Consider the following 22817-nt stretch of genomic DNA (forward strand, 5'->3'; position numbering starts at 1 on the left):
GGGAAGAAAATTAGCCCTCCAGGTCCCGCATCAACACCCGGACGGCCGCGTCGATCTCACGGTCGCTGTCGCGCAGTTCCTCGATGCGGCGCACCGCGTGGATCACGGTCGAATGATCGCGGCCGCCGAACTTGCGGCCGATCTCGGGCAACGACCGGGTCGTCAGCCGCTTGGCGAGATACATCGCGATCTGGCGCGGGCGCGCGACCGCGCGGGCGCGGCGCGCGGAGACGAGGTCGAGCGGCTTCAGCTCGAAATGCGCGGAGACGCGCTTCTGGATTTCGTCGATCGTCACACGCTTCTGCCCACCGCGCAGCATGTCGCCGAGCGTCGCCACCGCGAAGTCGAGGTCGATGGCGTCGCCGGTCAGCTGCGCATAGGCGGCGACCCGGTTGAGCGCGCCTTCCAGCTCGCGGATGTTGGTGTGGATTCGCGCCGCCAGCATCTCCAGCACGTCGGCGGGAACGGTCACGTCGCTGAGATCGCCGAGCTTGCGCTCGAGGATCGCGCGACGCAATTCGAGCCCCGGCGCCTTGATGTCGGCAACCAAGCCCATCGCCATCCGCCCGACGATTCGCGGGTCGATCCCCTCCAGCGCCTGCGGACAGCGATCGGCGGAGATCACGAGCCGCTTCCCCGCGCCGATGATCTCGTTGACGGTGTGGAAGAACTCTTCCTGCGTGGAATCCTTGCCGGCGATGAACTGCAGATCGTCGATCAGCAGCAGATCGGCGGAGCGCAGGCGTGCCTTGAACGCGTGGGTGTCCCGGACACGCAGAGCGGAGACGAATTCGAACATGAACCGCTCGGCCGACATGTAGAGAACGCGCGCGTTCGGCTCGGCATCGAGAAAGGCATGAGCGATGGCGTGCATGAGGTGGGTCTTGCCCTGCCCCGTGCCCGAATGGAGGAACAGCGGGCTGAAGCGGACGGGGCCGGGCGCCGCCACTGCCTTCGCGGCGTGGAACGCGACCTTGTTCGACGAATCGACGACGAACCGGTCAAAGACGTAACGGGGTTCGAGCGCCGGGCGTTCCGCGACCGCCGCCAGGGTTACCACGGGTGCGGGCGCACCCTGCGCCGTCACCGCCGAAGCGGCGGTCAGGACAACCGGCTCGACGCGCTGCGTCGCGGTTTCGATCGTCACGCTGCGCACGCCGGGCAGCACCGCCCGGAATTCGTGCACCAGCCGGTCGGCATAGTGGCTGCGGACCCAGTTCGCGGCAAAGGCGGTCGGCAGCGACAGGCGGATATGCTCGCCATCATCCGAGTCGATGAGCGCGATCGGCTTCAACCATTGTTCGAACAGCCGCGCGCCGGCCGACTCGCGCAGATTGGTGCGAATACGCGTCCAGGCCTTCGCCACGGGCGTCGCATCGGCACTCAGTCTGACTTGCGAAACCGCCACGCGCATCTCTCCCTGTGTCGCGACACGCATGTCGCAACAGCCTTGTTACCGGCCAAAATTGCCCCCGTTGCAGCCCCCGCCGCGCCGGCATCACCCAAATGTTCGTCTGGCGCGACAGGCGAACGCCGCCGCTGCGAAGGACGATTATGAAGAAGCGGGTGAGTCGATCAAGTCCGCTGCGTGTCGTATTTTTGAAATAAAGCGGATTGACTCAAGTTCCGCCGCGGAAATGCGTTGAAAATCTTATAAGTGCCTGTCTAAGCGCAGTTTTCGTTCGAAGACGCTTGAGACGAAACGCGCGAATCGCGGTGAATCCTCATTTCTTGGCGCGCCCCGCTTCGTTACATACGCACCATACGAAAAGGCCCGCCGGCGGGTGCCGGCGGGCCTTTCGAACCTGCGAAGATGTTGGCGCGGCTCAGCCGAGCGCGGACAGACGCTTCGTCAGGCGCGCGAACTTGCGGCTTGCGGTGTTCTTGTGAAGGACACCCTTGGCGACGCCGCGGGCCAGCTCCGGCTGAACCGACGCGAGCGCTGCGGTCGCCGCGGCCTTGTCGCCCGATGCCAGCGCCGATTCGACCTTCTTCACGAAGGTGCGGATGCGGGTGACGCGGTTGCCGTTGATGACAGCGCGACGGTCGTTGCGGCGGATGCGCTTCTTCGCCTGTGGCGTGTTCGCCATGAGGGTTCCTTAAATCTCGTCCGATGAAAAAAAGGCGCGTGAAGCACAAGGCTCCGCCGCCCTTTCGAAGGTGGGGCCATTAGCGCCAGTTACGCAGCCGGTCAACCGGCCTGGCAGGCGGCGCACCAGAAGGTCGATCGGCCACTGTCGACCCGGCGCCGGACGGGCGCGCCGCACCCGCATGCCTCTCCCTCGCGCCCATAGACGCGCCATTCCTTCGAGAAGTAGCCAAGTTCACCATCGGGCCGCACATAGTCGCGCAGCGACGATCCGCCCGCCGCGATCGCCGCGAGCAGGACCGCGCGCACCGCGTCGACGAGCCGCGCGAGGCGCGCGCGCGAAATCCGCCCCGCCGCCCGCGACGGCGCGATTCGCGCCAGGTGCAGCGCCTCGCAGACATAGATGTTGCCGAGCCCGGCGACGATTCGCTGATCGAGCAGCATCGCCTTGATCGGCGCCTGCCGACCGGCGAGCGCGCCGGCCAGATACGCGGCCGAGAAGTCCGCGCCCAGCGGTTCCGGCCCCATCGCCGCGAAGGGAGGATAGGCCGCCAGATCGTCGCTTCGCCAGAGATCGACGAACCCGAACCGCCGCGGGTCGTTGAGCGCCAGCCGGCGCCCGGCATCGGTCTCCAGGATCAGGTGATCGTGCGTTAGCATCTCGTGCGGATCGATTCGCCACCGCCCCGACATGCCGAGGTGGAAGATCATCGTGTCGCCGCGATCGGTATCGACGAGCCCGTATTTCGCGCGCCGCCCAAGCCCCGTCACGGTTGCGCCCGTCATCCGCTGGCGCAGATCGGGCGGGAAGGGATGGCGCAGGTCGGCCCGCCGCGTCTCGACCAGCGTCAGGCGGTGGCCGTCGAGCGCGGGGGCAAGCCCGCGAACGGTGGTTTCGACTTCGGGAAGTTCCGGCACGCCGTCCCAGCTAGGTTGCGTTTGCTCCGGCCACAAGGCGCGGCTAGGGCTGCGCCATGACCGAGACCGTCTCCTTCGGCTACGAAGATATCGCCCCCGACGAGAAGACCGCGCGCGTCGGCGGTGTCTTTGCCAGCGTCGCCAGCCGCTACGACCTGATGAACGACGCCATGTCGGGGGGCATGCACCGTTTGTGGAAGGATCGCTTCGTCCGCCGCGTGAACCCGCGCCCGGACGAGCAGCTGCTCGACATGGCCGGCGGCACTGGCGACATCGCGTTTCGGCTGCAGAAATCGGGCGCGCAGGTGACCGTTGCCGACATCAACCCGGCGATGCTCGAGGTCGGCATGGAACGCGCGGCCAAACGCGGTATTGACGGCCTGGTATGGACCGAGGCGAATGCCGAGACGCTGACCTTCCCGGACAAATTCTTCGATGCCTATACCATCGCGTTCGGTATCCGGAACGTCACCGACATCCCGAAGGCCCTGCGCGAGGCGCACCGCGTGCTGCGGCGTGGCGGGCGCTTCTTCTGCCTGGAATTCTCGACGACGGTCTGGCCGGGCTTCAAGGAACTCTACGACAGCTATTCGCATCGCCTCGTCCCCCGGGTCGGCAAGCTGCTGGCGAATGACGAGGACAGCTATCGCTACCTCATCGAATCGATCCGCCGCTTCCCCGATATGCCGACGTTCGAGGCCATGATCCGCGGCGCCGGTTTCGTGCAGACGAAGGTCGAGCCGATGCTGGGCGGCCTCGTCGCGATCCATAGCGGCTGGAAGATTTGATGAAACTGCCGGTCCTCCCCTCCCTGGAAGGGAGGGGTCGGGGGTGGGTCGGCCTGTTGGCGGACGGCGCAACCGCCTCACACCAACCCACCCCCATCCCCTCCCTTGCAGGGAGGGGAGCAAGCGCATGACTCCGTCGGTCGTCCACCTCTGGCGCCTATTGAAATGGGGCCGCATTCTCGCGCGGCACGGCGCGTTGCAGGGGATCGAGCACGATCCGAACACGCCCGCACCCGTCCGCCGGCTGGCGCGCATCGCGCGGTTCGGCGCGCGCGTTCCCAAGGTGCCGGCCTATGCCGACGCGTTTCAGGCGATCGGCCCGGCCGCGATCAAGCTTGGCCAGACGCTCGCGACACGCCCTGATCTGGTCGGGGACGCCGCCGCGCACGATCTGCTGCGGTTGCAGGACGACCTGCCCCCCATCCCCTTCGCCACGCTCCGCCCCGCGATGGAGGCGAGCTTCGGGCGTCCGCTGGAGGCGCTGTTCGCGTCGATCGACGAAACGCCCGTGGGCGCCGCCTCGATCGCGCAGGTCCACCGCGCGGTGACGACCGAAGGGCGCCAGGTTGCGGTGAAGGTCATCCGCCCGGGCGTCGAAGACGAGTTCGCGCGTGCGATCGACACCTATGAATGGGCCGCGGCGCAGGTCGAGCAGATGGGCGGCGAGGCATCGCGCCTGCGCCCGCGCCTCACGATCGAAACCTTCAAACGCTGGACCGCGCGTGAGTTGAACCTGCGCCGCGAGGCGGCCTCCGCCTCCGAACTCGCAGAGGGCATGACGGCGGAACCGGATTTCGTCGTCCCCGCGATCGACTGGCAACGCACGACGGCGAAAGTGCTGACGCTGGAATGGGTCGACGGCATCAAGCTGTCCGATCGTTCGGCGCTGGCCGCATCGGGGTTCGACCTGCCGATTCTCGCCCGCACGCTCGTCCACGCCTTCCTGCGCCAAGCGATCGCGGAAGGCTTTTTCCACGCCGATCTCCACCAGGGCAACCTCTTCGCGCTGCCCGGCAACCGCATCGCGGCGATCGATTTCGGCATCATGGGGCGGATCGACAGGCGGGCGCGAGTGTGGCTCGCCGAAATCCTCTACGGCCTCATCACCGGCAATTACCGCCGCGTCGCCGAAATCCATTTCGAAGCCGGCTACGTCCCTTCCCACCACAATGTCGCCGAATTCGCGACCGCGCTGCGCGCCGTCGGCGAGCCGATGCGCGGGCTGCCGGTCAAGGACATGTCGATCGGCATGATGCTCGACGGGCTGTTCGCGATCACCCGCGATTTCGACATGCAGACCCAGCCGCATCTGCTGCTGCTGCAAAAGACGATGGTGATGGTCGAAGGCGTCGCGACCGCGCTCGATCCCGACATCAACATGTGGGATACCGCACGTCCCGTGGTCGAAGACTGGATCCGCACCGAACTCGGCCCCGAGGCCGCGATCGCCGACCGGCTGGTCGCCGATGTCCGCACGCTTGCCCGCCTGCCCGATCTCGTCCGCCGGATCGAGGCGCATTTCCCCGCCCCCGGCCCGAAGGCCCCCGCCCCGCCCACATCAAGGACCGCATCCGCGCGCTGGGGCCAACGGTGCGGCCGGACCTGACGCTGAAACCAGCCGATCCGGATGCGGGGAGCTGGGTGATATGATTGCCAGCGAACCATTGTATCCCCGCGAAGGCGGGGATCCAGACTGGGCTCCCGCCTTCGCGGGAGCACATGGAAACCTACCGGAATGACGAACTAATGTACCGCTACGACACCTACGACCAGGCGATCGTCGATGCCCGCGTCGACGAATTCCGCGATCAGGTCCGCCGCCGCCTCGCCGGGCAGATCACCGAGGATCAGTTCAAACCGCTCCGGCTGATGAACGGCCTCTATCTTCAGCTCCACGCCTACATGCTGCGCGTCGCCGTGCCCTACGGCACGCTCGACAGCCGCCAGATGCGGATGCTCGGCCACATCGCGCGCAAGTACGACCGGGGCTACGGCCATTTCACCACGCGGCAGAACATCCAGTATAACTGGATCAAGCTGGAGGATGCGCCCGATATCCTCGCGGACCTCGCGACGGTCGAGATGCACGCCATCCAGACGAGCGGCAACTGCATCCGAAACATCAGTTCGGATCAATATGCCGGCGCCGCCGCGGACGAAGTGGCCGATCCGCGCCCCTGGGCGGAGATGATCCGGCAATGGAGCACCTTCCACCCCGAATTCAGCTATCTGCCGCGCAAGTTCAAGATCGCGGTGATCGCCTCGGACGAGGACCGCGCGGCGATGCGGCTCCACGATATCGGCATCCAGCTCGTCGAGCGAGACGGCGTTCTCGGCGCGAAGGTCTTCGTCGGCGGCGGCATGGGCCGCACCCCGATGATCGCGCCCGAGATCAAGGACTTCGTCACCGCCGACGACCTGATGAGCTACCTCGAGGCGTGCCTTCGCGTCTACAATCGCTACGGCCGGCGCGACAATATCTACAAGGCGCGGATCAAGATCCTGATCCACGAACTCGGCGCGGACGAATACCGTCGCCAGGTCGAGGAGGAGTTTGTTTCGGTAAAGGCGCTGGGCATCGATCCGCCCGCCGCCGAGCTCGCCCGGATCACCGCGATGTTCGTCCCCCCTCCGTTTGCTTCGAGCGAAGTCGAGAAGCGTGTCTCGACTTCGCTCGACACAAGCGGGGGGAAAGACCCCGACTTCGCGCTCTGGGTTGCCCAGAACGTCCGCCCGCACAAGCAAGCCGGCTGCGCGATCGTCAACATCAGCCTGAAACCGATCGGCCAGATCCCCGGCGATGCCTCTGCCGACCAGATCGACGTGATGGCCGATCTCGCCGAGCGCTACAGCTTCGACGAGCTGCGCGTCACTCACGCGCAGAACATCGTTCTGCCGCATGTCCGCAAGGCGGACCTCTATACTGTATGGCAGGCGCTGACCGACGCGGGACTGGCGGAAGCCAATCTCGACCTCATCAGCGATATCATCGCCTGCCCCGGCCTCGATTACTGCAGCCTCGCCAACGCCCGCTCGATCCCCGTCGCGCAGAAGATCGCGACGCGCTTCGCCGATCCGGCCCGCCAGCGCGATCTGGGTGAGCTGAAGCTGAAAATCTCGGGCTGCATCAACGCGTGCGGCCACCACCATGCCGGCCACATCGGCATCCTCGGCGTCGACAGGAAGGGCACCGAAAACTACCAACTGCTCCTCGGCGGATCGGGCGCGGAGGACGTGTCGCTCGGCAAGATCACCGGTCCCGGCTTCTCCGAGGACGGCATCGTCGATGCGATCGAGCGGGTGACCGACAAATATGTCGCGGTGCGCGAGGACGGCGAGCGCTTCCTCGACACCTATCGCCGCGTCGGATTCGAGCCGTTCAAGGAGGCGATCTATGGTTGAGGATACGCTGCTGCGCTTCCGCGACGATGACGCCCATGACGAACCGGCGGTCACGCTGGACTCGTTCCTCGCCGGGCAGACCAATGCCGGCGCCGTGCGGATCGAGGCCGGCGACGACGCACGCGCGCTGCTTCCGCACCTCGCCCAGCTGGCGTTGATCGAGGTGAGCTTTCCGTCCTTTCGTGACGGCCGCGGCTACTCGTCGGCCCGTGTCTTGCGGGAGAGCGGCTATGCCGGTGAACTCCGCGCGGCGGGCGACGTCCTTGTCGATCAAATCCCCTTCATGCGCCGCTGCGGGTTCGACAGCTTCGCGCCCGAGGCACCGATCGATCCCGCCGTGCTGGCGCGCAGCCTCGATCGCTACGACGCGCATTACCAGAAGGCTGCCGACGGCGTCGTTCCGGTGTGGAAGGTGCGGCATGGCTAGTGCGGCGCGCGCCCTCGACATGATCGACGTGACGCCCGCCTTCACCGCGGTGGACGCGGCAGCGTATCAGGCACGGTTCGAAGGCGTAGCCGCGCAGGACATGCTGGCTGACTTGATCGCAGGCGAGCTCAAGGGGCGCATCGCCGCCGTCTCGTCCTTCGGGGCGGAATCGGCGGTGTTGCTGCATATGGTCGCGCAAGTGAATCGCGACGTCCCGGTCATCTTCACCAACACCCAGAAGATGTTCGGCGAGACGCTGGCCTATCGCGACGAACTCAGCGAGCGGCTCGGCTTCACCGACCTTCGCGTCTATCGCCCCGACCCGCGCCTGCTCGCGGACAAGGACGCGACGGGCCTGCGCTGGTCCTATGATCCCGACGGCTGCTGCGATTTGCGCAAGGTCGAGCCGCTGCGCCGCGCACTGGCGCCGTTCGACGCGTGGATTTCCGGTCGCAAGGGCTTCCAGTCCGGCACCCGCACGGCCCTCCCGCGGTTCGAGGAGGACGAGGGCCGGCTGAAACTCAACCCGCTCGCCGATTGGGACAAGGCGAGGCTGGACGCCTATTTCGAAGAGCACGACCTGCCCCGCCATCCGCTGGAAGCGCAAGGCTATCTCTCGATCGGCTGCGCGCCGTGCACCTCCAAGGTTCAACCCGGCGAAGACCCCCGCGCCGGCCGCTGGCGCGGCTGGGACAAGGTGGAATGCGGCATCCATGTGCCCGAAAAGCCGGGCGAGGAGCCGGTGTTCTGAGGCGACCAGACTGCCGGCTTGAGGCTTGAGGACGTCACATTGAGCCGTCACCCCGGACTTGATCCGGGGTCCCGCTTCTTGGCGCCGCTTGACTAGCGGGACCCCGGATCAAGTCCGGGGTGACGTTGGTTCGATCGTGTCATACGGCTCTAATAAGGCGTGCCATCCTTGTGCGTGTAAACCCCGGTTCGCGCGTCGGGCAGCAGCAGGTCGATGTCGGGATAATGGCACGGCGTCGATTCCGGCACGCCCCATACGACGAAAGTGCACCCGCCCGCGCCGCCGACCAGATGGTGGCCATTGCCGTCGCTCTTGGGAAAGGCGACGCAATCGCCGGCGCCGAGGGCCGTCTCGCCTGCATCGTCGATCAAGGTCGCCTCGCCCGACAGGATCACGACGAACTCGTCCTCGCCCTCATGCCAGTGGCGCTGGCTCGACCAGTCGCCCTCGCCCAGGGTCACCAGGTTGACCTCGAAATCGGTGATGCCGCTCGCCTTTGCCAGCGGCAGGATGCGGCGAGCGCCCGCGGCATCGTCGAACGGCGCTGGGTAGCCGCTGCCGGTGATCGGCGCGATCGCGGTGAGGTCGATCTTCGGCACCCGCTCAATACCCCACGTAGTCGCTGAATCGGGTGATCGTCGGGTCGAACTTCATCACGACCTTGCCGGTCGCGCCGTGGCGCTGCTTGGCGACGATCAGCTCGGCGAGGCCGTAAACCCGCTCCATGTCGGTCGCCCATTTCGCGTGGTCCTCGAACGTTTTCGAATCGTCCCCCTCGACCGGGCGCTTCGGCTCCTTCGCCGCGACGTAATAATCCTCGCGGAACACGAACCAGACCATGTCCGCATCCTGCTCGATCGATCCCGATTCGCGCAGGTCCGACAGCTGCGGGCGCTTGTCCTCGCGCTGCTCGACCGCGCGGCTGAGCTGGGAGAGCGCCAGCACCGGCACGTTCATGTCCTTCGCCAGCGTCTTCAGCCCGCGCGAGATTTCGGAGATTTCCTGGACGCGGTTCTCGCTCGATCCCTTGCCGCCGCCGGTCAGCAGCTGGAGATAGTCGACCACCACGAGTCCGATCTCGTTGTTGTGCCGCCGCTGAAGCCGCCGCACGCGGGTGTGGAGCGACGAGATCGAGAGCCCGCCGGTATCGTCGATGAACAGCGGCAGGCTCTCGAGCTCCGCTGCCGCCGCCGCCAGCCGGCCGAACTCGGCGCGGCTGATCTTGCCCATGCGCAGCGACTCGGAGCTGATCCCCGATTGCTCGGCAAGGATACGCGTCGCGAGCTGGTCGGCGGACATTTCCAGGCTGAAGAACGCGACCTTGGCGCCGACCGAATCGGCGGGTGCGATCCCGTCCGCCATGTCGCGCATCCACCGCCGCGCGGCGTTGAAGGCGATGTTGGTGGCGAGCGAGGTCTTGCCCATGCCCGGGCGGCCGGCGAGGATCATCAGGTCCGAATGGTGCATGCCGCCGATCTTGGCGTTGATCGAATCGAGCCCGGTCGTGACGCCCGACAGGTTGCCGCCCGAATTGAGCGCGCGCTCGGCCATCTTGACCGCCATCGTCGTCGCCTGCGCGAAGGTCTTGACCGCGCTCTCCGCGCCGCCGTCCGCCGCGACCTTGAACAGCTCCTCCTCGGCCAGCTCGATCTGGCCGCGCGGATTCACCTCTTCCGAGGTGTCCATCGCGCGGTCGACGAGGGTGCGCCCCACCGTCACCAGCGCGCGCAGCATCGCCAGGTCATAGATCTGCGTCGCGAACTGGCGCGCGCCGATCAGCCCGGCGCCCGATCCGGTGAGGCTGGCGAGATAGGCCGGCCCGCCCAGCTCCTTCATCCCCTCGTCCGCCTCGAACATCGGGCGCAGCGTCACCGGCGTCGCGAGCATGTCGTTGCTGCGCAGCGTCTTGATCGCGGCGAAGATGCGGCCGTGGACGGGCTCGAAGAAATGCTGCGGCTCCAGCCGGTCGACGATGTCGTCGGCCAGCCGGTTGTCGATCATCATCGCGCCGAGCATCGCGGCCTCCGCCTCGACGTTGCGCGGAAGCTGCGGGCCCTGCGGTTCGGCAGGCGTCGGGAATGCAAGCGTGGCCATGGCCGGCTTCTACGCCATCCCCCGGCATCCTCAATTGTGGATAACGAGAATAATTGTCGCCGCATCGTCATCCGACTATCGCCGGACAATGGCCGATCCGCGGATCATCGATGTCACCCTCGACGAACGCACGATCCTGTGGCGTTCGGCCGATATCGAGCAGGAGCGTCGGATCGCGATCTTCGACCTGATCGAGGGCAACCACTTCGCCCCGCAGCGCGAACATGAGGACGGCTATGCCGGCCCGTACAAGCTTCATATCAGCGTCGAGGAAGGCCGGCTCGCCTTCGAGGTGAAGCGCGAGGACGAGTCACCGCTCGAAACCCATATATTGGGGCTCGCCCGCTTCCGGCGCGCCATCAAGGATTATTTCGCGATTTGCGACAGCTATTATCAGGCGATCCGCCAATCCACGCCCGCGCAGATCGAAACCGTCGACATGGCGCGGCGCGGCATCCACAACGAGGCGGCGGAGCTCCTGAAGGAGCGGCTGGACGGCAAGATCGCGATCGATTTCGACACGGCGCGGCGCCTCTTCACGCTCATCTGCGTGCTGCACATCAAGGGATGAGGAAGACGTGATGTGGCGAATCCTCGCCGTGCTGGCGGCGGCCGGCATCGTCGCGATGGCGGCATGGCAAGTCGCGATCGGCTGGCGTCCTTCATCCGAAACCTATCCCGTGCAGGGTGTCGACGTGTCCGAGGCGAACGGTGCGGTCGAATGGCCGCTGGTCAAGGGATCGGGCGCGGACTTCGCCTATATCGTCGCGACCGCCGGCGCACGCCACCGGGACTCGCGGTTCGAGACGAACTGGAGCGACAGCGCCGCCGCCGGGCTGCGGCGCGGCGCGATTCACGTGTATTCTCTTTGCGAGGACGCGGTCGATCAGGCGAATGCCTTCAACACCGTTGTCCCACGCGCGCCGGGCGCCCTGCCCCCCGCTGTCGAAATCGCCTACGACCCCGGCTGTGCCGATCGACCGCAGCCGGCCGCGTTTGTCGCGGATTTGAAGCGATTCCTGACGATCGTCGAAACGCACACCGGCAAGCCCGCGCTCCTCCTCATCAGCCGCGCCGTCGATCGCGACTACGACCTGTCGAGCGCGCTGCCGCGCGGCGTGTGGGCGATGGGCAACGGCCTGAAACCCGGCTATCCGGCGCATGGCTGGCGGATGTGGCGGGCGAGCGACTTCCGCCGGATCGAGGGCATCGACGGGCCGGTCAATTGGGACGTGGTGAAGATGGAGACGGCACAGTGACCGAGGCGGAAACCCTGATCGCGGCGGCGCGCGCGGCCGCCGTCCACGCCCACGCCCCCTATTCGCGTTTCGCGGTCGGCGCGGCGGTGCTGCTGTCGGACGGCGAGATCGTAAGCGGCGCGAACGTAGAAAATGCGAGCTACGGCCTGTCGCTGTGCGCTGAGACGGTCGCCATCGCGAAGGTCAGCGCACGCGGGCGGCTGCGCGATGTCGTGGCGATCGGGGTCATCGGCGGGCTGATGGACACGCACGGCGCCGCGACGGGCGACACACCCGTTCGTCCCTGCGGTCGTTGCCGGCAGGTGCTGAACGAGGCCGCGCAACTTGGCGGACGCGATCTCGAGGTCCACTGCGCCGGCGCCGAGGGCGACCGGATCGAGAGCCACCGGCTGTCGGCGCTGCTCCCTGATGCGTTCGGGCCAGCTGATCTGGGAGTTCGTTAGGCTGGGCGAATTAGCGCACCATCCTGCGTCACCCCGGACTTGATCCGGGGTCTCGCTACCTTGGCACGCCGCAACAAGCGGGACCCCGGATCAAGTCCGGGGTGACGGGCAATGAGGGTCGGCGCACTCCTAAACGATCACCCCTCTACCTGCGACAGATCGACCGACCAGTCCGCATACAGATATTCGGGTTCGAACTCGGCGAGCGCGGCCAGCGCCTTTAGGTTGTGGATCACGACCTCGCCGGACTTGAACGTCATCAAATCGCGGTCGCGCAGCGCGCGCAGCGTGCGGTTGGCATGGACGTTGGTGACGCCGCACGCCTCGGCCAGGTCCATCTGCGTGATCGGCAGCGAGAAGCGCCCGTCCTTCGACAGGCCGACCATCGACAGGCGGACGTCGAGCTCGCACATCAAATGCGCGATCCGGCCGTTCGCACCGAGGCGCCCCAGCCGGAAAATCCATTCGCGGTGCATGGCGGCATCGAGCAGCGTCGAATACCACAGCATGCGCGTCAGCATCGGACGTTCGCGCACCAGCTTGTCGATCGCGCGGTGATCGGCATAGGCGACGCGCGCCGGCCCCAGCGTCGCGACATCGTGATCCAGCCGCTTCATCGGATAGGCGTGCAGATCGATGAAGTCGCCCGGCACCTGGATCGCGACGAGCTGCCGGTGCCCCTGCCGGTCGTCCATGTAGCGGCAGACATAGCCATCGAGCAGATAGGTGCTGCGCTCGACCGGCTCGCCGCGACGGATCAGCGTCGTTCGCGCCGGCACCTCGTGCGGTCCGGACACGATCGCGTCGAGCGCCGCGAGATCCTCGGGCGAGATCACGCCGCGCCCCCGTCCGGCAAGAAACAGATCGGTCAACATTGCCAACGGTCCCCAACGCGTTCTGGCATCAATCCCGACACGACGAAACGCCCCGATTTCGGGGGCGTCATCAGTCGAGGCGGCTTGCGAGCTCCTTGTTGAGCGCCAGCGCGACCAGCGTAGCGAGCGCGCCCGACAGAAGATAGCCGCCCGCCGCGATCAATCCGAACTTGCTCGCCAGAAACAGCGCCGCCAGCGGCGCGAAGCCGGCGCCGAACAGCCACGCGAGATCAGAGGTGAGCGCCGAGCCGGTATAGCGCGATTCCTTGTCGAAATTGGAGGCAACCACGCCCGAGGACTGGCCGAAGGACAGGCCGAGCAGGATGAAACCGAGGATCATGAAGACCGTCTCTCCTATCTCGCCGCCGGCGAGCAACTGCGGTGCGAAGCCGCTGAATGCCGCGATCGCCGCCGCACATCCTCCGAGCAGCGTGCGGCGGCCGACCCGGTCGGCGATCATCCCCGAGGCAACGATCGCACCAAGCCCGAAGACCGCGCCGATGATCTCGATCACCAGAAACCGCGACACGGCCTCCTGCGTGTAGAGATGCACCCAAGACAGCGGAAACACGGTGACCATGTGGAACAGCGCGAAGCTGGCGAGCGGGGCGAACGCGCCGATGACGATGTGACCCCATTCCTTGCGGATCGTCGGCAGCACGCGGGTCGGCTGCAACTCGCGCGCGGTGAACAGGTCGCTATATTCGGCCGTCACCACCATGCGCAGCCGCGCGAAGAGCGCGACGACATTCAGCGCGAACGCCACGAAGAACGGGTAGCGCCAGCCCCAGTCCATGAAATCCTCGTAGGGCGCGAAGACGAGGCTGAACGCGAAGAGCGACGATGCCACGATCAGGCCGAGCGGGGCGCCCAGCTGCGGGATCATCGCATACCAGCCGCGCTTCTTTTCGGAGACGTTGAGCGCGAGCAGCGAGGCAAGCCCATCCCACGCGCCGCCCAGCGCGATGCCCTGCCCGATGCGAAACGTCGCCAGCAGGATCGCGGACCAGTGGCCGACCTGCGCGTAAGCGGGTAGGAAGGCAATCGACACCGTGGACGTGCCGAGCAGGAACAGCGCGATGGTCAGCTTCGTTCCGCGCCCGTAATTCCGGTCGACCGCCATGAAGATGAGGCTGCCGAGCGGCCGCGCGATAAAGGCGAGCGGAAAGATTGCGAACGAGTAGAGCGTGCCCGTCAGGCGATCGACATAGGGAAACACGACGGTCGGAAAGACGATGACCGAGGCGATCGCATAGACGAAGAAGTCGAAGAATTCGGAGGTACGACCGATGATGACCCCGATCGCGATCTCGCCCGAACGAACGCCGTGCCCGTCCGCATTGAGGCGGCGGGCATCGGCTTCGAGTTCACCGGAATGCGCGGTGGCCATGTCGTATCTGCTCCTTGTTCGGCACCGGATGCAAGCCCCGCCCGCAGGGCCGCTCCGCACCGACGTGCGGCTTGAACGCGCGGCCACAAGACGTGATCCGCGCTTTGGGAGTGCCCGATACCCGCTCGCCGCCGCCGCGGGGATAGGACAAAATGTCCTATCGTTCGCACGCGCAGCAAAGCCTAGTGGGCGCGCATGATGCGGTCCCACCCTTTCCGTTTCGTCATGGCACTGGCCGGAGTCGCGATGCTGTCCGGCTGCGACATGGTCGTGATGAACCCCAGCGGCGACGTCGCACGCCAGCAGGCGAATCTCGTCCTGATCTCGACCGGCCTCATGCTGCTCATCATCGTTCCGGTGATGGCGTTGACCGTGCTGTTCGCGTGGAAATACCGCGCGTCGAACGAGGAAGCGAAATACGAGCCGAACTGGGATCACTCGACCGGGCTGGAGCTCATCATCTGGTCGGCGCCGCTGCTCATCGTCATCGCGCTCGGCGCGCTGACATGGGTCAGCACCCATCTGCTCGATCCCTATCGCCCGCTGCAGCAGATCGCGCGCGGCACGCCGGTGAACAAGGCCGACAAGCCGCTGGAAATCCAGGTCGTTGCGCTCGACTGGAAATGGCTGTTCATCTACCCCGAACAGGGCATCGCGACGGTCAACCAGCTTGCGCTGCCGTTAAACCGTCAGGTCCGTTTCCGGCTCAGCTCCAGCTCGGTGATGAACGCCTTCTACGTGCCGGCGCTGGCGGGTATGATCTACACCATGCCCGGCATGGAGACGAAGCTCCACGCGGTCCTCAACAAGCCCGGCACCTTCGACGGCTTCTCGTCCAACTACAGCGGCGCGGGCTTCTCCGACATGCACTTCAAGGTCAGCGGGCTCGACCAGGCGGGGTTCGACCGCTGGGTGGCGAGCGCGCGCTCGACGGGCAAGACGCTCGACACCGCGACCTATCTGCAGCTCGAAAAGCCAAGCGAGAAGGTCCCGCCGATGGGCTTCACGTCGGTCGCGCCGGGTCTTTTCGACAAGGTGGTGAACCAGTGCGTCCGTCCCGGCACGCCCTGCATGGCCGACACGATGCGCCGCGACATGCAGCAGCCCGGTGCCGTGCTGGAGCATGTCCCGACAAACGAAAGCCAGAAACCGAAGGCGAAGGGCGCCTTCCAGAAATCACCCGAAGAGATCGCGCCGGTGAAGCGACGCGGCTCGGACGGGCGCGGCCAGGCACCCGGCACCGGGCAGCCCGGCACCCCCGCCAACCAGAACATGACCCTGAACATCCAGCGGCCCGGCACCTCCGCCGTCCTCGCAAAGGCCTGATCCGATGTCCGAAACCCTCACCCGCCTGATCTTCGGCCGCCTCAGCCTGGAATCGCTGCCGCTGCACGAACCGATCGTCGTCGGCACGTTCGTCGCGGTCGCGATCGGCGGCGTCGCGCTGCTCGGCGCGCTCACCTATTTCAGGGTCTGGGGCTATCTCTGGAAGGAGTGGTTCACCAGCGTCGATCACAAGAAGATCGGCGTGATGTACATTGTGCTCGGCATCGTCATGCTGCTGCGCGGCTTCGCGGACGCGATCATGATGCGCGGGCAGCAGGCGATCGCGTTCGGATCGAACGAGGGGTATCTGAACGCGCATCATTACGATCAGGTGTTCACCGCGCACGGCGTGATCATGATCTTCTTCGTCGCGATGCCGCTCGTCACCGGCCTGATGAACTATGTCGTGCCGCTCCAGATCGGCGCGCGCGACGTGAGCTTTCCGTTTCTCAACAATTTCAGCTTCTGGATGACGACCGCGGGCGCGATGCTGGTGATGGCGAGCCTGTTCATCGGCGAGTTCGCGCGCACCGGCTGGCTCGCGATGGCGCCGCTCTCCGGGCTCGATTACTCGCCCGATGTCGGGGTCGATTACTATATCTGGGCCTTGCAGATCGCCGGCGTCGGCACGCTCCTCTCCGGCGTCAACCTGGTTGCGACCATCATCAAGATGCGCGCGCCGGGCATGGGGCTGATGCAGATGCCGATCTTCACCTGGTCGGCGCTGACCACCAACATCCTGATCGTCGCCGCCTTCCCGATCCTCACCGCGGTCCTCGCGCTCTTGAGCCTCGACCGGTATGTCGGCACGAACTTCTTCACCAACACGCTTGGTGGCAATCCGATGATGTATACAAACCTCATCTGGATCTGGGGCCATCCCGAAGTCTACATTCTGATCCTGCCCGCCTTCGGCGTCTTCAGCGAGATCACGTCGACGTTCAGTGGCAAGCGGCTCTTCGGCTATACCTCGATGGTCTACGCGCTGCTCGTCATCACGATCCTGTCGTATCTCGTGTGGCTCCACCATTTCTTCACGATGGGGTCGGGGGCGAGCGTCAACTCGTTCTTCGGCATCACGACGATGATCATCTCGATCCCGACAGGGGCGAAGATCTTCAACTGGCTGTTCACCATGTATCGCGGGCGCATCCGCTTCGAACTGCCGATGATGTGGACGGTCGCGTTCATGGTGACCTTCACGGTGGGCGGGATGACGGGCGTGCTGCTCGCGGTGCCGTCCGCCGACTTCGTGCTGCACAACTCGCTGTTCCTGGTCGCGCACTTCCACAACGTCATCATCGGTGGTGTGCTGTTCGGAATGTTCGCCGGCATCAACTACTGGTTCCCCAAGGCGTTCGGCTACAAGCTCGATCGCAAATGGGGGCTGGTGAGCTTCTGGTGCTGGGTCGTCGGCTTCTGGGTCGCCTTCACCCCGCTCTACGTGCTTGGGTTGATGGGCATCACCCGCCGCCTGCGCCACTTCGACGACCCGAGCTTGCAGATCTGGTTTGTGATCGCGGCGATCGGTGCGGCGATCATCGCGGTCGGCATCGCCGCGTTCCTGATGCAGCTCTACGTCTCGTTCAAGAACCGCGAGGCGCTGCGCGACATGACGGGCGATCCGTGGAACGGGCGCACGCTGGAATGGGCGACCTCGTCGCCGCCGCCGGAATATAATTTCGCGTTCACCCCCGTCGTCCACGATCTGGACGCGTGGTACGACATGAAGGACTGCGCCTATCAGCGCCCGGTCGAGGGGTTCCGGCCGATCCACATGCCAAAGAACACCGAAGCGGGGCTGGTCATCGCCGGCGCGAGTCTGGTCGGCGGCTTCGGCATGATCTGGTATATCTGGTGGATGGCGGCGATCGGTTTTCTCGGCGCGGTCGGCTACGCGATCTATCACAGCTTCAACTACGACCGCGATTTCCACATCCCGGTGGAAAAGGTGATCGAAACCGAAAGCGCCCGCACCCGCCTCCTCGCGAATGCAGGAGCCTGACGCGTGAACACGACGGCTGCACCCAACGAGCCGGCTATGACCGAAGCCTTCCCCAAGGTTTTCCATCTGTCCGACGAGCACGATCACGCCCCCGGCGGGAGCACGATGATCGGCTTCTGGATGTATCTGATGAGCGACTGCCTCATCTTCGCGATGCTCTTCGCATGCTGGGGGGTCTACGGCGCCAGCTATGCCGGCGGTCCGCGCCCGTCGGAGATTTTCGAGCTGCCGCTCGTCGCGCTCAACACCGCGATGCTGCTGTTCTCGTCGATCACCTACGGCTTTGCGATGCTGGCGACGCAGGCGGGGAAGATACGCGGCACGCTGATCTGGCTCGCGATCACCGGGCTCTTCGGCGCGGCGTTCCTGGGCATCGAGCTCTACGAGTTCGCGAATTTGATCCACGAAGGCGCCGGGCCGCAGCGCAGCGCGTTCCTGTCGTCCTTCTTCACGCTTGTCGGCACCCACGGGCTCCACGTCACCTGCGGCCTGATCTGGCTGGTCACGCTGATGGTCCAGGTCGCGCGCCGCGGGCTGGGCGCGGACAATACCCGCCGGCTGATGTGCCTGTCGCTGTTCTGGCACTTCCTCGACGTCATCTGGATCGGCGTCTTCACCTTCGTCTACCTGCTCGGAGTCCTGCGATGAGCGCGCCCGCCCAGCCCCACGGGCACCCCGATACGCCGCACGACCATCATGCCGACGGCATGGCTCACGGTCACGGAACGATGCGCGATTACGTCATCGGCTTTCTGCTGTCGGTCGTGCTCACCGCGATCCCCTTCGCGCTGGTGATGACCAGGGCGTTCGCCGATCCGCGCGTTATCGCCGGGATCGTGATGGTCTTCGCCTTCGCGCAGATTATCGTCCACATGATCTATTTCCTGCACATGAACTCGAAGTCCGAACATGGCTGGACGATGATGGCGCTGATCTTCACCGTCATCCTCGTCGTCATCGCGCTGACCGGCACGCTGTGGGTGATGTATCACATGACCACCAACATGATGCCGTCGGGCATGGACATGGGCGGCAACATGACGATGTCCGCCGGGGACGCGGGCGCGATGTGATGGTGGCGCGGCGCAGGCCCCTGCTTGCCGCCGCGCTGTTGCTGCTCGTCGCGGCGCTGTGCGCGCTAGGGATATGGCAGATCCAGCGGCGGACGTGGAAGCTGGCGCTGATCGCGCAGGTCGAACACCGCCTCGCCGCCCCGCCCGTCGCCGCGCCGGGGCCGGATCGCTGGCCCCGGATCGGCACGGACCACGCCTACACCCGCGTGCGGGTGGAGGGCACCTGGCGGCCAGTGAAACCGGTGCTCACCCAGGCGACGACACAGCTTGGCGGCGGCTTCTGGGTGATGGCCCCGCTCGACACCAGCCGCGGCTTCACCGTCCTCATCAATCGCGGGTTCGTGGCGCTCGAGGACAAGCGGGACCTGACGCCGCCGACTGGCCCGGTCACCGTCACCGGGCTACTGCGTCTCACGGAGCCGAAAGGCGGCTTTCTGCGCGACAACGTGCCGTCGGAGGGCCGCTGGTATTCGCGTGACGTGGCGGCGATCACCAGTGCCTTTCGGCGCTGTCCTCACCCTTCCGCGGCTTCGCCGCTCCCTCCCTCTCCCACTGGGAGAGGGAAGGGGCCCGCCGCCGCAGGCGGTGGGAAGGGTAAGGATAGCGCGATGAGCGAAGACTGCACTGAACGCGGCATGTCGTCCACCGCCCCCTACTTCATCGATGCCGATGCCACCCCCGGCCAGCTCGTCCCGCGCGGTGGCATGACGGTGGTGCGCTTCCCGAACAACCACCTCGTCTACGCCTTCACCTGGTTCGGCCTCGCCGCGCTGATCGCCTTCATGACGTGGCGCGTGACACGCGTGCGCGCCTCGGCGTAATCCGGCTGCGTGACGCCAGCGCCGCCCGCAGAATCCGAAAAGCCCCGCCGGCGTTGGTCGGCCGAGGACGCGAGCAGCCGCAACATGCTGCTGCTCACCCATCTGCGCTGGCTCGCGGTTGCCGGCCAGCTCGGCACCATACTCGTCGCCAACCGCATTTTCGGCATTCCTCTTCCCGTGGTGCCGATGCTGCTCGTGCTCGCGGCGCTCGTCTTGCTCAACCTCGCGACGCTGGCGCTGCTCCAGCGCCGTGCGGTGCGCACGGTCGAGCTGTTCGGCACGTTGCTCTGCGACTTCGCGGCGCTGACGCTCAACCTCTACTGGAGCGGCGGGGCGACCAACCCGTTCATCTCGCTCTATCTCCTCCAGGTCGTGCTCGGCGCGGTGCTGCTGGAGGCGGCGTATAGCTGGGCGATCGTCGTGCTGACGTGCAGCGCGTTCGCGGTGCTGATGACGCTCTACCGCCCGCTTGCCTTGCCCGCGCCCTACGCCAACCCGATCAGCCCGCCCTTCATCGTCGGCAGCTGGATCAACTTCATCCTCGCCGCCTGTCTGCTGGTGCTGTTCGTCACCCGGATCGCCGCGAACCTGCGCGCGCGCGACGGACACCTCGCCGAGATGCGCAAGCGCGCCGCCGAGGAGGAACAGATCGTCCGCATGGGCCTGCTTGCGTCGGGCGCCGCGCACGAGCTGGGCACGCCGCTCGCGTCGCTGTCGGTCATCCTGGGCGACTGGCGGCAGGACCCGCTGATAGCGCGCGACACGCGGCTGTCCGCCGAGCTTGCCGACATGCAGGCCGAGCTTGCGCGCTGCAAGGATATCCTGTCGGGCATCCTTTTCGCCGCCGGCGAGGTGACCGGTCAGGACCCGGTGCGCACGACGCTGCGCGCCTTCGTTGCCGCCATCGTCGATGGCTGGAGCAGCGGGCGGCGCGAGATCGCGGTGCTCGACGACCGGCTGACCCTCGACCACGCGATCGTCGCCGACCGCGCGCTTGCGCAGGCGATCACCAACCTGCTGGAAAATGCCGCGGACGCCGGTGCTACGCGCGTGACGCTGCGGATCGAGGATGCGGACGGCGATCTGCGCATCACCGCCAGCGACAATGGCGGCGGCTTCCCGCCCGCGATGCTCGATACGATCGGCACGCCCTATCAGACGACCAAGGTGCGCCACGGCGCCGGGCTTGGCCTGTTCCTGACCGTCAACACGCTGCGCACCCTCGGCGGCACGGTGGAGGCGGCCAACCGCGCCGGCGGCGGCGCCGAGGTGACGCTCGTCCTCCCCCTCGCCGCGCTCGCGACACGCGAGGATGCCGATGGCTGACCGCCGCCTGCTGATCGTCGAGGACGACGCCACCTTCTCGCGCACCCTCGCCCGCTCGTTCGAGCGTCGCGGCTATATCGTGCGCACCGTCGATACCGCGGCCGGCGTCGCCGACGCGCTCGGCTTCGCGCCCCACTTCGCCGTCGTCGATCTCCGGCTCGGCGGCGCATCCGGACTGACCTGTGTCGAGGCGCTGCATGCGCACGATCCCGACATCCGGATCGTCGTCCTGACCGGCTTCGCGTCGATCGCGACTGCGGTCGAGGCGGTGAAGCTCGGCGCGACGCACTATCTCACCAAACCCGCCAATACCGACGATATCGAAGCCGCGTTCGGGCTGACGCAAGGTAACACCGACGCGGCGATCTCCGCGCAGCCGACGTCGATCAAGACGCTGGAATGGGAACGCATCCACGAAGTGCTCGCGGAAACCGATTTCAACATCTCCGAAGCCGCGCGGCGCCTCGGCATGCACCGCCGGACGCTCGCGCGGAAGCTGGAGAAGCGCCACGTCCGCTAGGAGGTCGCCGCTGCCGCCGTCGCGCCCTGCAACGCCGGCTCGGGGAGCGCCTCCACCCCCGGCAGGTCAAACCGGTCCATCGTGAGCCCGGCACAGGCATAGGTCGCGCGGTTGCGCCACGTCGCCGTCTTCATCGCGCTCGCCAGTGTAGGCTGCGCAGTGGCAAGTGCCGTGCGCGCCTCCTCGAGGTGCGGCGCCCAGGCGAGAGCGGAGACCGCGCCGCTCGCGGTCTTCACGTTCCAAAAGGGAATGAAATCGCCGAGATAGACCGTCTCGCCGGCCCCGACATGGAAGGTCGGCGCGCCGAAGCAGTTGGTCGTCGCGGGCACCAGCGACCCGGTGGCGCTTGAATCGATCACATAATCGCCGGCGGTCATCCGCAGCACCTGCACCTCATAGGGCGCCTTCTTGTCCGCGCTCTTCGCGGTCATGGCATAGGTCGTCTTGTCGCCCTTCTTCTTCCAATCGCGCGGTTGGTACACCCGGTCACGCGCCGTCACGTCATAGCGCGCCATCATGAACTGGCCCGTCCGCCCCGCGCTGCCGGCGTCGGGGCGGCGGAACGCGACGACGACGAGCCCCTCGTCCGGGCCGAGCAGGATCGGCGCCTTCGGGTCGATCTTCTTGCCGGCAAAGACGGTGGGCGAACCGGCGACCGGCGCGTCGAGCGCGAGCGCCGGGTCGGCAGCAAGCGAGAAGCTGGTCCGTTCGGTGACCTCGCCCTTCACGTCCTTCGCGCCGACGATCGTGTCGAAATAGGCGCTGCGATCGGCATCGGTCATCGCCGCGACGCGCGCCTGCTCCGCATTCGGCACTTCGACCATGCGCCAGCCGCCGATGAGCAGGCACGCCCGCCGGTTCGCGCGGCGCTGCTGCCCTTCTGCGATGGCCGCGCCCAGCAACCCGCCCAGTCCACCGCCGATCCCGGCTGCCAGCGGCGAAATCACCGCGGGATTATAGTAATAGGGTACCATCCCCGCAGGCGTGCGCGATCCGCGTGCGATCAGGCGGCAACGCTGCCAGTCGGCATCATATTGCGCGCGCGTCGCGCCGGGCTTGTTGTAGAAGCGGCTGTCCTTGAGGTCGCGCGCCGCGTCCTTCGCGATGTCCTCCGGCGAATCGCCGGTATCGGCGGGCGCCTGCGCAACGGGCGTCGGATTGCCGCCCCCATAGGGCACCATCACCGAGTCCTGCGCGAATGCCGCGCACGGCGTGACCAGCGCGGCCACGGCCGCGATGCAACGTGTCATCGTCATGAATTCCCCCCGGAACCTCTCCTCGGGAAAAGCTACGCAACGCCATGCCAAACG

General features: G+C 66.5%; 23 protein-coding genes. 15 read left to right on the plus strand and 8 right to left on the minus strand.

Features of this window, described 5'->3' with window-relative positions:
• Positions 1 to 10: 10 nt before the first annotated feature.
• The 3 genes from dnaA to mutM all read right to left on the minus strand — a co-directional run bounded on the left by dnaA (position 11) and on the right by mutM (position 3007).
• Positions 11 to 1408: a chromosomal replication initiator protein DnaA gene (gene dnaA / locus BOS5A_RS15870; protein WP_234419380.1), complete on the minus strand. Its 1398-nt coding sequence runs from the start codon at positions 1406 to 1408 to the stop codon at positions 11 to 13.
• 418 nt (positions 1409 to 1826) lie between these two features.
• On the minus strand, positions 1827 to 2090 hold the full coding sequence (gene rpsT / locus BOS5A_RS15875) for a 30S ribosomal protein S20 (RefSeq protein ID WP_151955853.1): 264 nt from the start codon (positions 2088 to 2090) through the stop codon (positions 1827 to 1829).
• A gap of 101 nt (positions 2091 to 2191) precedes the next feature.
• Entirely contained in the window at positions 2192 to 3007 is an 816-nt protein-coding gene (gene mutM / locus BOS5A_RS15880; RefSeq protein ID WP_151955854.1) for a bifunctional DNA-formamidopyrimidine glycosylase/DNA-(apurinic or apyrimidinic site) lyase, read from the minus strand.
• A gap of 56 nt (positions 3008 to 3063) precedes the next feature.
• On the opposite strand from mutM, the gene BOS5A_RS15885 reads away from it, so the two are divergent.
• The 5 genes from BOS5A_RS15885 to BOS5A_RS15905 all read left to right on the plus strand — a co-directional run bounded on the left by BOS5A_RS15885 (position 3064) and on the right by BOS5A_RS15905 (position 8375).
• The gene (locus BOS5A_RS15885) at positions 3064 to 3795 is read left to right on the plus strand and encodes a class I SAM-dependent methyltransferase (protein WP_151955855.1); all 732 of its coding nucleotides are present in this window, start codon (positions 3064 to 3066) and stop codon (positions 3793 to 3795) included.
• 127 nt (positions 3796 to 3922) lie between these two features.
• Positions 3923 to 5401 carry a 2-polyprenylphenol 6-hydroxylase gene (ubiB, locus tag BOS5A_RS15890; RefSeq protein ID WP_151955856.1) on the plus strand — a complete coding sequence of 493 codons (1479 nt, stop codon included), beginning with the start codon at positions 3923 to 3925 and terminating at the stop codon, positions 5399 to 5401.
• 140 nt (positions 5402 to 5541) lie between these two features.
• A complete protein-coding gene (locus BOS5A_RS15895; protein ID WP_151956046.1) occupies positions 5542 to 7197 on the plus strand; it encodes a nitrite/sulfite reductase in 1656 nt (551 codons plus the stop codon).
• On the plus strand, positions 7190 to 7624 hold the full coding sequence (locus BOS5A_RS15900) for a DUF934 domain-containing protein (protein WP_151955857.1): 435 nt from the start codon (positions 7190 to 7192) through the stop codon (positions 7622 to 7624). Before BOS5A_RS15895 ends, BOS5A_RS15900 begins: the two co-directional genes overlap by 8 nt.
• Positions 7617 to 8375, plus strand: coding sequence for a phosphoadenylyl-sulfate reductase (locus BOS5A_RS15905; protein WP_151955858.1), 759 nt, complete (start codon positions 7617 to 7619; stop codon positions 8373 to 8375). The genes BOS5A_RS15900 and BOS5A_RS15905 overlap by 8 nt, the downstream gene beginning before the upstream one ends.
• 149 nt (positions 8376 to 8524) lie before the next feature.
• On the opposite strand, the gene BOS5A_RS15910 is transcribed toward BOS5A_RS15905, so the two are convergent.
• On the minus strand, positions 8525 to 8974 hold the full coding sequence (locus tag BOS5A_RS15910; protein ID WP_151955859.1) for a cupin domain-containing protein: 450 nt from the start codon (positions 8972 to 8974) through the stop codon (positions 8525 to 8527).
• A 4-nt stretch (positions 8975 to 8978) separates the two neighbouring features.
• Positions 8979 to 10469, minus strand: coding sequence for a replicative DNA helicase (locus BOS5A_RS15915; protein ID WP_151955860.1), 1491 nt, complete (start codon positions 10467 to 10469; stop codon positions 8979 to 8981).
• Positions 10470 to 10557: 88 nt separating this feature from the next.
• On the opposite strand from BOS5A_RS15915, the gene BOS5A_RS15920 reads away from it, so the two are divergent.
• From BOS5A_RS15920 to BOS5A_RS16205, 3 genes are read left to right on the plus strand one after another with little or no spacing between them, the layout of a single operon-like run.
• Positions 10558 to 11040, plus strand: a complete 483-nt coding sequence (locus tag BOS5A_RS15920) for a UPF0262 family protein (protein WP_151955861.1) — start codon at positions 10558 to 10560, stop codon at positions 11038 to 11040.
• A gap of 10 nt (positions 11041 to 11050) precedes the next feature.
• The gene (locus BOS5A_RS16200; protein WP_234419382.1) at positions 11051 to 11728 is read left to right on the plus strand and encodes a glycoside hydrolase family 25 protein; all 678 of its coding nucleotides are present in this window, start codon (positions 11051 to 11053) and stop codon (positions 11726 to 11728) included.
• Complete coding sequence (locus BOS5A_RS16205) at positions 11725 to 12171, plus strand: cytidine deaminase (RefSeq protein ID WP_234419384.1); 447 nt, start codon at positions 11725 to 11727, stop codon at positions 12169 to 12171. Before BOS5A_RS16200 ends, BOS5A_RS16205 begins: the two co-directional genes overlap by 4 nt.
• Positions 12172 to 12308: 137 nt before the next feature.
• Here BOS5A_RS16205 and BOS5A_RS15930 read toward each other — a convergent pair whose 3' ends face one another.
• Positions 12309 to 13046, minus strand: coding sequence for a Crp/Fnr family transcriptional regulator (locus BOS5A_RS15930; protein ID WP_151955863.1), 738 nt, complete (start codon positions 13044 to 13046; stop codon positions 12309 to 12311).
• A 70-nt stretch (positions 13047 to 13116) separates the two neighbouring features.
• On the minus strand, positions 13117 to 14436 hold the full coding sequence (locus BOS5A_RS15935; protein ID WP_151955864.1) for an MFS transporter: 1320 nt from the start codon (positions 14434 to 14436) through the stop codon (positions 13117 to 13119).
• Between the two features lie 225 nt (positions 14437 to 14661).
• Between BOS5A_RS15935 and cyoA the strand changes: the two genes are divergently transcribed.
• The 7 genes from cyoA (at position 14662) to BOS5A_RS15970 (ending at position 21507) form a co-directional block, all read left to right on the plus strand.
• Positions 14662 to 15762: a ubiquinol oxidase subunit II gene (gene cyoA / locus BOS5A_RS15940; protein ID WP_151955865.1), complete on the plus strand. Its 1101-nt coding sequence runs from the start codon at positions 14662 to 14664 to the stop codon at positions 15760 to 15762.
• 4 nt (positions 15763 to 15766) lie between these two features.
• Positions 15767 to 17767, plus strand: a complete 2001-nt coding sequence (gene cyoB / locus BOS5A_RS15945; protein WP_151955866.1) for a cytochrome o ubiquinol oxidase subunit I — start codon at positions 15767 to 15769, stop codon at positions 17765 to 17767.
• A gap of 36 nt (positions 17768 to 17803) precedes the next feature.
• A complete protein-coding gene (gene cyoC, locus BOS5A_RS15950) occupies positions 17804 to 18415 on the plus strand; it encodes a cytochrome o ubiquinol oxidase subunit III (RefSeq protein ID WP_151955867.1) in 612 nt (203 codons plus the stop codon).
• The gene (gene cyoD, locus BOS5A_RS15955; protein ID WP_151955868.1) at positions 18412 to 18840 is read left to right on the plus strand and encodes a cytochrome o ubiquinol oxidase subunit IV; all 429 of its coding nucleotides are present in this window, start codon (positions 18412 to 18414) and stop codon (positions 18838 to 18840) included. Before cyoC ends, cyoD begins: the two co-directional genes overlap by 4 nt.
• Positions 18840 to 19661 (plus strand): SURF1 family protein, encoded by an 822-nt coding sequence (locus BOS5A_RS15960; protein WP_151955869.1) that lies wholly within the window; start codon positions 18840 to 18842, stop codon positions 19659 to 19661. Before cyoD ends, BOS5A_RS15960 begins: the two co-directional genes overlap by 1 nt.
• An 84-nt stretch (positions 19662 to 19745) precedes the next feature.
• Entirely contained in the window at positions 19746 to 20987 is a 1242-nt protein-coding gene (locus BOS5A_RS15965) for an ATP-binding protein (RefSeq protein ID WP_151955870.1), read from the plus strand.
• Complete coding sequence (locus tag BOS5A_RS15970) at positions 20980 to 21507, plus strand: response regulator transcription factor (protein WP_151955871.1); 528 nt, start codon at positions 20980 to 20982, stop codon at positions 21505 to 21507. Before BOS5A_RS15965 ends, BOS5A_RS15970 begins: the two co-directional genes overlap by 8 nt.
• Here the strand turns inward: BOS5A_RS15970 and BOS5A_RS15975 are convergent.
• The gene (locus BOS5A_RS15975; RefSeq protein ID WP_234419385.1) at positions 21504 to 22763 is read right to left on the minus strand and encodes a hypothetical protein; all 1260 of its coding nucleotides are present in this window, start codon (positions 22761 to 22763) and stop codon (positions 21504 to 21506) included. The two genes, BOS5A_RS15970 and BOS5A_RS15975, sit on opposite strands and share 4 nt — an antisense overlap.
• Between the last annotated feature and the right edge of the window lie 54 nt (positions 22764 to 22817).

The organism is Sphingomonas sp. EC-HK361, assembly GCF_902498785.1.
GTDB lineage: Bacteria > Pseudomonadota > Alphaproteobacteria > Sphingomonadales > Sphingomonadaceae > Sphingomonas.